Raw genomic sequence first — 8,622 nt, 5'->3', positions numbered from 1 at the left:
TTCCGGACCAGCCTCGAAACCGAACACGAAGGCCTCGACATCGCCGAACACGGCGAACGAGCCTACCACTATTGAACTGCTTCGGCGGCGGGAAACCCGCCGCCCACCGACGTTCCTCCTGCGGAACCCTTGCCCGGTGCGGAGACGCACCGGGCTTTTTTACAGGGCCGGTTTTACAGGGCCGGTTTTGCAGGGCCGGTTTTACAGGGCCAGTGCCGCAGGCGGGCGGACGGCGACGGGTTCTTACGACGCCAGCCGCTCGGCGACCCGCACCGCCTCGTCGGACGCCGCCGGCGCCAGCCGCCGCACGTCGAGCGCGTCGATGCCGGCCAGCGGCACGCCCCCGACCCGGCGCTGGCCCGTCTCGACGACGATGCCCCCGGGCGTGGCCCGCACCGCGTTCCAGTCGACCTCGCGCGCCGCCAGATGCCGCCCGACGGCATGCACCAGCGCCAGTCGTCCGGCCTCGTCCGGTCCGCTGCCGCTCACCAGCGCCGCCGCGCCATCCGCGCCGATCACCGCCGCGAGCGGGCGGAACCCGGCCAGCGACGCGCCGGCCCGCTCCATCGCCTGCTCCTCGTCGTCGAGACGCGCGGCCTTGCGCCGGCCACGCAGCAACCTGTTCCCCACGATGGCCGTGGCGGCCACGGCGGTCAGGACCCCGCCGGCGGCGACCGCCTCGATCAACACGTCGCTCACGTCCCGCTCAGGCCCCGCTCATCGTGGACCGGCGAGCGCGTCGAGCATCGGCCGGATGCCGCGCAGGTCGTAACCCGCCGCAGACCCTTGCGCGACCAGTGCCGCGGGCTCGCCGCCGGCCTTCGCGCTGGCGAGCGCCCACAGGTTGCACGAGCGCGTGCCCGAGCGGCAGAAGGCGAGCACCGGACCGTCCGCCTCCGCCATCGCCCGCGCCATCGCGTCGAGCTGAGGGTGCGAGAAGCCCGCCTGCGTAACCGGGATCGCCGCATAGCCGAGCCCCGCCGCCTCCGCCGCCGCGCGGACCGCGTCCCCCGCCGGCTGGCCCGGCTCCTCGTCGTCGGGGCGGTTGTTGACGATGGCGACGAAGCCCGCCGCCTTCACCGCCGCGATCATCGCAGGCGTCACCTGTGGCGCGACGGCGGTGCGATCGTCGATCCACCTGATGTCTGGTTGCCCGATGTCTGGCCGTCCGATTTCTGGAACGCTCGTCATGCCGCCTCGCGGATCACCTGGAGAAAGGCGTCGCCATAGGCGTCGAGCTTGCGCTCGCCCACCCCCGCGATGCGCGCCAGCGCCGCGCGACTGCCCGGACGCGCGCTCGCCATCTCGCGCAGCACCGAATCGTGGAACACCACATAGGGCGGCACGCTCGCCGCCTGCGCCAGGTCGCGGCGGCAGAGCCGCAGCGCCTCGAACAGCGGATCGCCGATCGGGTTGTCGGGAGACGCGCCCTTGCGCCGACGCTCGCGCCTCGGCTGCGCCACCAGCGCGACCTGCTCCCCTTCCTTCAGGATCGCGCGCGCGCCCGGTCCGAACTCCAGCCCGCCATGCTCGTTCGCGCGCAACGCATCGCGCAACAGCAGCGCGCGCGCGACCGGCTTGATGAGCGCCGCCTCCGCCGGATCGCTCGCGATGCCGAACACGCCCAACGCCTCATGCCCGTTCATCATCGACCGCTCGGTCGACTGGCCGGTCAGGATCGCCTCGACATAGCCCGCGCCATAGCTTTGCCCCGTGCGAAACACGGCGGAGAGGAACTTCCTCGCCACCTCCGTCGCATCGAGGAAACCGGGCGGCGAGAGGCAGTTGTCGCAATTGCCGCAGGTCGCCGGCGCATCGTCGCCGAAATGCGCGAGCAGGATGCGGCGGCGGCATCCCGCGGTCTCGGCCAGCGCGCCCAGCGCCGACAGGCGGGTCCGCTCGCCCGCCTGCCGCTCGGGCTCCACCTCCGCGATCCGCTGCCGCGCGCGGGCGAAATCGTCCGCGCCCCAGAACAGGTGCGCCACCGCCGGGTCGCCGTCGCGACCCGCGCGGCCGGTCTCCTGGTAATAGGCCTCGATCGATTTCGGTAGACCGGCATGTGCGACGAAGCGGACGTCGGGCTTGTCGATCCCCATTCCGAACGCGACGGTGGCGCACATCACCATGTCCTCCGACGCGACGAACGCGGCCTGGTTGCGCGCGCGCACGGCGGGGTCGAGCCCGGCGTGATAGGCCCTGGTCGGCCGTCCGGTCTTCGCCAGCGCCGCCGCCATCTTCTCCGTGCCCGCCCGGCTCTGGACATAGACGATCCCCGCGCCCGGCGTGGCCGCGATCACGTCCGCGATCTGGCGGGTGGTGTTGTCCTTGGGGCTGATGCGATACTGGATGTTGGGCCGGTCGAAGCCGGAAACGATCAGGCCGTCCGCCGGAATGCCGAGCTGTTCGAGGATGTCCGCGCGGGTATGCGCGTCGGCGGTGGCGGTCAGCGCGAGCCGCGGCACGTCGCCGAACTGGTCGAGCAACGGGCGCAGCAGGCGATAGTCCGGGCGGAAATCATGCCCCCACTCGCTGACGCAATGCGCCTCGTCGATCGCGAACAGGCTGAGCCTCGCCTGCCCCAGCAGGTCGCGGAAGCTCGGGTTCGACGCACGCTCGGGCGCCACGTACAGCAGGTCGAGCTCGCCGGCGCGCAGGCGCGCGCGTGTCTCGGCCTGGTTCTCGTCGACGCTGGTCAGCGTCGCCGCGCGGATGCCCACCGCGGTCGCGGCGCGCAGCTGGTCGTGCATCAGCGCGATCAGCGGGCTGACGACGACGCACGTTCCGGCCAGCATCGTCGCGGGCAGCTGATAGCACAGCGACTTGCCCGCCCCGGTCGGCATCACCGCCAGCGTCCGCTCGCCCGCCAGCACGCGGTCCACCACCTGACGCTGCACGCCGCGGAAATCGGGAAAGCCGAACAGTCGCTGAAGGCTGGGAATAGGGTCCATCGGCGATGCATCTAGGACGGCGCGCTCCGGCTTGCCAGCGGATCGCGCCGCCGTTCGACGGAGCGGCGGGAACCGGGGCCACGACGACGTGGCGAACCGCGGGTTCCGGGCCGTTCAGCGCCGCGATCGCGGGCTCCTGAACCAAGCCCCTGTTCCTCCGGGCAACCTACCCCTCCACCATCGCTGCGCGACGGTCCCCCTCCCCCTCTGGGGGAGGAATGGCGATCCGGGGCCGGTCCCCGCGGAGCGTTTCCAGTGAGCATCCGCCAGCCACCGGCGTCGCGGCGCTCAATCCAGCGCGCCCGCTCCCAGCTCCACGATCGCGTCGACCTCCACCGCGGCGCCCAGCGGCAGCACGGGCACGCCGACCGCGGAGCGGGCGTGGCGGCCGGCCTCGCCGAACAGCGCGACCATCAGCTCGGATGCGCCATTTGCGACCTGCGGCTGCTGCGTGAAGTCGGGCGCGGAGTTCACGAACACGCCCAGCTTCACGATCCGGCGTACCCGCCCGAACCCGCCGAGCGCCGCCCTGATCTGCGCCGCGACCATCAGGCCGCACAGCTTCGCGGCCTCGCGCCCCTCCTCCACGCCAAGGCCGTCGCCCAGCCGGCCGATGACGAGCGCGCCGTCGCGGAACGGCAGCTGTCCGGACAGGTACAGCATTCCACCCGCCTCGACGGCCGGGACATAGGCGGCGACGGGGGCCGCCGCCTCGGGGAGCGTCAGGCCGAGGTCGGCGAGCGCGCGGTCGATACGGTCGGTCATGCCGGGGCTCCATCATGCTCGGGGTGCAGCGTCGGGTCGGGCGCCTGCCGCCCGTCGGCGAAGCGCGTCGCGATCCAGTCGCGCGCCGCCTGCCAGTCGTCAAGCCGCGCGTGGGCGGCGGGCGCGGGCGGCACGTTCGCGGCGAGCTCCGGCTCCGAGATCATGTGCAGCCGCCACACGCCCGGCGCGTGGCGCGCGACCGAATCGTGGTGCATCGCCAGGTCGTCGACGAACACGGTGACGGGGTCGCCTCGATCATCGGCATGTTGGGCGACCAGCGCCGCGACCGGCGCGCCCTTGCCGCCCTGGTTGGTCTCGACCCGGACCTCGATCCCGTGGCCGGCCAGCTGCTCCGTGCGCGCGAGCCGGCATGCGTCGAGCAGGTTGGTCAGCACGACGACGTCCGCCCCCTCCCCGATCGTCGCCAGCGCCTCGGCCGCGTGCGGCACCAGCGTCTGGCGGTGCATCTGGCCGGGGAAGAAGCCACCGAGCAGCGCCCACATCTCGTCGGGCTCCGGCGTGGAGCCGTCCGCCTTCGTCATCGCGGTCGCAAAGTCATGGTGGCCGATGCGGAAGTCGATCGCGTGCGCCTCCCCCAACCAGCCGCGGAAATGGCGGACCATGTGCAGCAGCACCTCGTCGCAGTCGGTGATGAGCAGCGGGCGGGTCACGACGCGGTCTCCAGCGCCGCGCGCGCTGCGACCAGCGCCTGCGGGGAGCGACCGAGTTCCTGCGCGCAGGCGACGAGATCGGGCTCGTGCGATTCGAGGAAGCCCAGCACCGCGCCGAGCACCGCCGGCTCGCCCGCCCTGGTCTTGAGCTCGCGCGGGTCCAGCCCCGTCACGTCGAGCAGCCGCATCGCCCGCGCCGGTTCGGCGAGCGTCCATGCGAGCGCGCGCAACCCCAGTTCGGACGCTTCCGGAACCGGATCGTCGTTTGTCTCCACCGTCGCCATCGCCTATTCGCCATCCTCTGTCGGAGGGATCGCGTGGCAAAACGGGTGCTCGTTGTCGAGGACAACGAACTCAATCTGAAGCTGTTCTGCGATCTGCTGCGCGCGCACGACTATGTCGCGGAGCCGGTGCGCGACGGTCGCCACGCGGTCGGCCGCACGCGCGAGACGATGCCGGACCTGATCGTCATGGACATCCAGATGCCGCACGTCAGCGGCTTCGAGCTGATCGTGGAATTGAAGGCGGACGAGGCGCTGCGCGCGATACCGATCATGGCGGTGACCGCCTATGCGGGGCGCGGCGACGAGGACCGGATCCGCGCCGCGGGGGCCGATGCCTATGTCTCCAAGCCGATCAGCCTGATGCGCTTCGTGGAATGCGTGCGCGCACTGGCCTAGATCATCGGGATGCCGCGATCCTACTTGATCTTGGCTTCCTTGAAGTCAACGTGCTTGCGCACGACGGGGTCGTACTTCTTGAATGACAGCTTCTCGGTCTTGGTCCGCGGGTTCTTCTTGGTGACGTAGAAGAAACCGGTGTCGGCGGAGCTGACGAGCTTGATCTTGATGGTGGTCGGCTTGGCCATTGGCCCGTTCCTTGGAAAGACGCTGCGACGCGGGCTGATGGCGTCTGGAAGGCCGGGCGCATGACGCAGCCGGGCGTTCGAGTCAAGGTCGGGCCAGCCAAGGTAAGGCCAGCCAGGGTCGGGTCGGCTCCGTCGCGCGGCTTAATCGCCCCTTCACCGCTGTCTCCTACACCATCCGGGCTAAAGGAGCGTGCGATGGCGATCGTATCCGGTACGGGTGGCGTGGGACCGGCGGCGGCACCGTGGACGCATTGATGGCGGCGCTGGTCGTCGCCGCGCTCGCGCAGTGCGGCGACCGGACGGGCTGGCTCGCCGCGATCCTGGCCGACCGGTATCGTCCGGCGGTCGTGATCGTCGCGGCGGCGCTGGCGCTGGCGGCGAACTATGCGCTCGCCGCCGCCGCCGGGACCGTCGCCGCGCCGATTCTCAGCCCCGATGCGAAGCTGCTGCTGCTGGCATGCGCGCTGCTGATCGCCGCCGGGGGGATGCCGTTCGCGCCCGGGCGCCCCGATCCGCTGACCGGATGGCGGATCGGCGGCTTCCCGACCGCGGGGCTTGGCCTGTTCGTCATGGCGTTCGGCGACGCGACGCAGTTCGTGGCCGCGGCGCTGGCGGCGCGCAGCCCGGTCCCTTGGCTCGCGGGCGTTGGGGCGACGATCGGCAGCCTCGTCGTGGTGGCGCCCGCCGCGCTGTTGGGCGAGGCGGGATACCGGCGCCTGCCGCTGGCGGGTATGCGCTGGGGTTCGGCGTCGGTGCTGCTGCTCGCCGGTCTCGTCCTGGGGCTGCACGCGCTTGGGCTCACCTGACGCGGATCGCGAAAAGGACGGGCCGATGCCCCCGCCCCTAGCCGGAGCGCCCGACCTGAGCCATGCACCGGGGCGACATGCACGCCTTTGCCGCGCTCCTCGACTCGCTGATCTACACGCGCTCGCGCAACGCGAAGCTGAAGCTGATCGCGGACTGGCTGGTCGCGACGCCCGATCCCGACCGGGGCTGGGGTCTTGCGGCGCTGACCGGCGACCTCGACCTGCCCGGCGTCAAGCCCGCCGTGATCCGCGCGCTGATCGAGGAGCGCGTGGACCCGGTGCTGTTCCGGATGAGCCGCGACTATGTCGGCGACACCGCGGAGACGGTCGCGCTGCTGTGGACGCAGCGTCCGCCGCCCGCCGGGACGGCGACCGATGCGGCCGAGCTGACCGTGGCGGGCGCGGTCGACACGTTGCTTCGCCTGTCGCGCTCGGATGCGCCCGCCGCGCTCGCGGCCATGCTCGACCGGCTGGACGCGGAGGAGCGGTTCGCGCTCCTCAAGATGGCAACCGGAGAGCTCAGGGTCGGCGTTTCCGCCCGGCTGGCCAAGACCGCGCTCGCGCAGGCCTTCGGGCTCGACGTCGATGCGGTCGAGGAGGTGTGGCACGGCCTGTCCCCGCCCTATGCGCCGCTGTTCGCCTGGGGACAGGGCCACGCGCCCCGGCCCACGTCGGCGGGCGTGCCCGTCTTTCGCCCGTTCATGCTTGCCCATGGGCTGGAGGACGGGCGGGTCGACCTGGCCGACTATGCCGCCGAGTGGAAATGGGACGGCATCCGCGTCCAGATCGTCCATGTCCCCAATGCGGAAGGGGGGCAGACGCGGCTCTACAGCCGCACCGGCGACGACGTGACGGGCAGCTTCCCCGATGTCGCGGCCGCCTTCTCGACGCCCGGGGCGGTCGACGGCGAGTTGCTGGTGCGCGGGCAGCATCAGGGCGGCACGCTGGAGGAGGGCGGTGGCGCAGCGAGCTTCAACGCGCTCCAGCAGCGACTGGGCCGCAAGACCGTCTCGGCGAGGATGCTCGCGGACTATCCCGCGTTCGTCCGGCTGTACGACATCCTGTTCGACGGCGCGGAGGACCTGCGCGAACTTGGGTGGACGCAGCGGCGCGCGCGGCTGGAGGCATTCGCCGCGCGGCTGGACCCCGCCCGCTTCGACCTGAGCCAGGTGATCGAGGCGGCCGACTTCACGGAGCTGGAGGCGATGCGCGCCGGCGCCCGCGACGCGGCGATCGAGGGCGTGATGCTCAAGCGCCGCGACTCGCCCTATGTCGCCGGTCGCCGCACGGGGCTATGGTACAAGTGGAAGCGCGATCCGCTCACCGCCGACTGCGTCGTGATGTACGCGCAGCGCGGCAACGGGCGGCGGTCCTCCTTCTACAGCGATTTCACCTTCGGCTGCTGGACGGGCGATCCGGCCGAGGGGGCCGAACTGCTGCCGGTCGGCAAGGCCTATTCGGGGATCACCGACGCCGAACTCGCCTGGCTCGACAAATGGGTGCGCGGCCACACGCTCAACCGCTTCGGCCCGGTGCGCGAGGTGGAGAAGGGCTTGGTCCTGGAGATCGCGTTCGACTCGATCCATGGGTCGAAACGGCACAAGTCCGGCATCGCCATGCGCTTTCCCCGCATCGCCCGGCTGCGCACCGACAAGCCGGCGGCGGAGGCGGACCGGATCGACACGCTGCGCCGCATGATCGCCGACGAGGCGGCGCGGATGGACTAGGCGCCGACGCGACAAGCCTCTGTGTCGGCGCATGTCGGCCGTCCGGACCTGCCGGGTCCGAAGACCCACGTTTACAATTACGCGTCTACTCCGGGGGCGGCGACGGCTCGCCGCCGTCCTCGACCAGCGCGACGTCATGTACCGCGCCGGTGGCGGGATCGAACGACGCGCGGGCGTCGTGTTCGGGCGGCGTTTCGGGATCGCCGCCGCTCGCGACCCGATCCTCCTGCCCGCCCGGCAATCGCCGGCCCATCTCGCGCTCGCGGCCGATGTCATAGACCTGACCGGTGAAATGGTCCGGCTGGTCGAACGGGTTCGTGCCGCGCGGGCGTTCGGGATCGATCCTGTCGTGGTCGGGGTGATCGTCGGGGCCGGTCATCGCTGGTCTCCTGTCGCTCCTCCAACGCGCGACCGGCGGGGACGTGCCGCGCATCGGCGGGAGGACCGGGCCTGAGAGGACGGGAGCGGATGCCGGCCGTCCCGTTCCCCCGCACGGGCGGGGATCGTCAAACGCGAACGGCCCGCCCGGATCGCTCCGGACGGGCCGCTGGCTCACCGCCGGGTCGAAGGGCTCAGCCGCCCGCCTGCAGGTTGACGGCGGCGTACTTGCCGCGCCGGTCGACCTCCAGCTCGAACTCGAGCTTGTCGCCCTCGTTCAGCGTCTGCATGCCAGCGCGCTCGACGGCCGAGATGTGGACGAATGCATCGGGCTGACCGTCATCGCGCTGAATGAAGCCGAAGCCCTTCATCGCGTTGAAGAACTTGACCGTGCCGGTCGCCTTCTCGCCGGTCAGCTGGCGCTGCGGCGCGCCGCCGCTCGCGCCACCGCCAAAGCCG

Annotated in this window: 12 protein-coding genes; 3 read left to right on the top strand and 9 right to left on the bottom strand. The window is 71.7% G+C overall.

Annotated features, from left to right (window positions below):
- Nucleotides 1–243 precede the first annotated feature (243 nt).
- The 6 genes from HUV01_RS09035 to HUV01_RS09010 all read right to left on the bottom strand — a co-directional run bounded on the left by HUV01_RS09035 (nucleotide 244) and on the right by HUV01_RS09010 (nucleotide 4,668).
- On the bottom strand, nucleotides 244–699 hold the full coding sequence (locus tag HUV01_RS09035; protein WP_174297956.1) for a hypothetical protein: 456 nt from the start codon (nucleotides 697–699) through the stop codon (nucleotides 244–246).
- An 18-nt stretch (nucleotides 700–717) separates the two neighbouring features.
- Complete coding sequence (locus HUV01_RS09030; RefSeq protein ID WP_174297955.1) at nucleotides 718–1,191, bottom strand: TIGR01244 family sulfur transferase; 474 nt, start codon at nucleotides 1,189–1,191, stop codon at nucleotides 718–720.
- Nucleotides 1,188–2,948: a DNA helicase RecQ gene (recQ, locus tag HUV01_RS09025; protein ID WP_174297954.1), complete on the bottom strand. Its 1,761-nt coding sequence runs from the start codon at nucleotides 2,946–2,948 to the stop codon at nucleotides 1,188–1,190. The genes HUV01_RS09030 and recQ overlap by 4 nt, the downstream gene beginning before the upstream one ends.
- Nucleotides 2,949–3,236: 288 nt before the next feature.
- Nucleotides 3,237–3,713, bottom strand: a complete 477-nt coding sequence (locus tag HUV01_RS09020; protein WP_174297953.1) for a RidA family protein — start codon at nucleotides 3,711–3,713, stop codon at nucleotides 3,237–3,239.
- Nucleotides 3,710–4,336 (bottom strand): HAD family hydrolase, encoded by a 627-nt coding sequence (locus HUV01_RS09015; RefSeq protein ID WP_174297959.1) that lies wholly within the window; start codon nucleotides 4,334–4,336, stop codon nucleotides 3,710–3,712. The genes HUV01_RS09020 and HUV01_RS09015 overlap by 4 nt, the downstream gene beginning before the upstream one ends.
- Nucleotides 4,337–4,380: 44 nt before the next feature.
- Nucleotides 4,381–4,668, bottom strand: a complete 288-nt coding sequence (locus HUV01_RS09010; protein ID WP_174297952.1) for a DUF3572 domain-containing protein — start codon at nucleotides 4,666–4,668, stop codon at nucleotides 4,381–4,383.
- 33 nt (nucleotides 4,669–4,701) lie between these two features.
- Between HUV01_RS09010 and HUV01_RS09005 the strand changes: the two genes are divergently transcribed.
- On the top strand, nucleotides 4,702–5,064 hold the full coding sequence (locus HUV01_RS09005) for a response regulator (RefSeq protein ID WP_174297951.1): 363 nt from the start codon (nucleotides 4,702–4,704) through the stop codon (nucleotides 5,062–5,064).
- Nucleotides 5,065–5,084: 20 nt separating this feature from the next.
- On the opposite strand, the gene rpmG is transcribed toward HUV01_RS09005, so the two are convergent.
- The gene (gene rpmG / locus HUV01_RS09000; RefSeq protein ID WP_174297950.1) at nucleotides 5,085–5,252 is read right to left on the bottom strand and encodes a 50S ribosomal protein L33; all 168 of its coding nucleotides are present in this window, start codon (nucleotides 5,250–5,252) and stop codon (nucleotides 5,085–5,087) included.
- 254 nt (nucleotides 5,253–5,506) lie between these two features.
- On the opposite strand from rpmG, the gene HUV01_RS08995 reads away from it, so the two are divergent.
- Together HUV01_RS08995 and HUV01_RS08990 are read left to right on the top strand one after the other, a co-directional pair.
- The gene (locus HUV01_RS08995; protein WP_254606523.1) at nucleotides 5,507–6,058 is read left to right on the top strand and encodes a TMEM165/GDT1 family protein; all 552 of its coding nucleotides are present in this window, start codon (nucleotides 5,507–5,509) and stop codon (nucleotides 6,056–6,058) included.
- Between the two features lie 77 nt (nucleotides 6,059–6,135).
- Nucleotides 6,136–7,785 carry a cisplatin damage response ATP-dependent DNA ligase gene (locus tag HUV01_RS08990; protein WP_174297958.1) on the top strand — a complete coding sequence of 550 codons (1,650 nt, stop codon included), beginning with the start codon at nucleotides 6,136–6,138 and terminating at the stop codon, nucleotides 7,783–7,785.
- 85 nt (nucleotides 7,786–7,870) lie between these two features.
- Here the strand turns inward: HUV01_RS08990 and HUV01_RS08985 are convergent, their stop codons facing one another.
- Both HUV01_RS08985 and HUV01_RS08980 read right to left on the bottom strand, forming a co-directional pair.
- The gene (locus HUV01_RS08985; protein ID WP_174297948.1) at nucleotides 7,871–8,164 is read right to left on the bottom strand and encodes a hypothetical protein; all 294 of its coding nucleotides are present in this window, start codon (nucleotides 8,162–8,164) and stop codon (nucleotides 7,871–7,873) included.
- A gap of 193 nt (nucleotides 8,165–8,357) precedes the next feature.
- Nucleotides 8,358–8,622 (bottom strand): cold-shock protein (locus HUV01_RS08980; protein ID WP_302480037.1); only part of this gene is annotated, 265 nt, incomplete at its 5' end.

Source organism: Sphingomonas bacterium, assembly GCF_903643035.1.
In the GTDB taxonomy this organism is placed as follows: Bacteria; Pseudomonadota; Alphaproteobacteria; order Sphingomonadales; family Sphingomonadaceae; genus Sphingomonas.
This window is presented reverse-complemented; position numbering and strand designations above follow the sequence as displayed.

Excerpts from the sequence above, each read along its gene's own strand:
- HUV01_RS09010 (WP_174297952.1), bottom strand. The coding sequence starts at position 4,668 with ATGGCGACGGTGGAGACAAACGACGATCCGGTTCCGGAAGCGTCCGAA.
- HUV01_RS09015 (WP_174297959.1), bottom strand. The coding sequence starts at position 4,336 with ATGGTCCGCCATTTCCGCGGCTGGTTGGGGGAGGCGCACGCGATCGAC.
- HUV01_RS08990 (WP_174297958.1), top strand. The coding sequence starts at position 6,136 with ATGCACGCCTTTGCCGCGCTCCTCGACTCGCTGATCTACACGCGCTCG.
- rpmG (WP_174297950.1), bottom strand. The coding sequence starts at position 5,252 with ATGGCCAAGCCGACCACCATCAAGATCAAGCTCGTCAGCTCCGCCGAC.
- recQ (WP_174297954.1), bottom strand. The coding sequence starts at position 2,948 with ATGGACCCTATTCCCAGCCTTCAGCGACTGTTCGGCTTTCCCGATTTC.
- HUV01_RS08985 (WP_174297948.1), bottom strand. The coding sequence starts at position 8,164 with ATGACCGGCCCCGACGATCACCCCGACCACGACAGGATCGATCCCGAA.
- HUV01_RS08995 (WP_254606523.1), top strand. The coding sequence starts at position 5,507 with ATGGCGGCGCTGGTCGTCGCCGCGCTCGCGCAGTGCGGCGACCGGACG.
- HUV01_RS09030 (WP_174297955.1), bottom strand. The coding sequence starts at position 1,191 with ATGACGAGCGTTCCAGAAATCGGACGGCCAGACATCGGGCAACCAGAC.
- HUV01_RS09020 (WP_174297953.1), bottom strand. The coding sequence starts at position 3,713 with ATGACCGACCGTATCGACCGCGCGCTCGCCGACCTCGGCCTGACGCTC.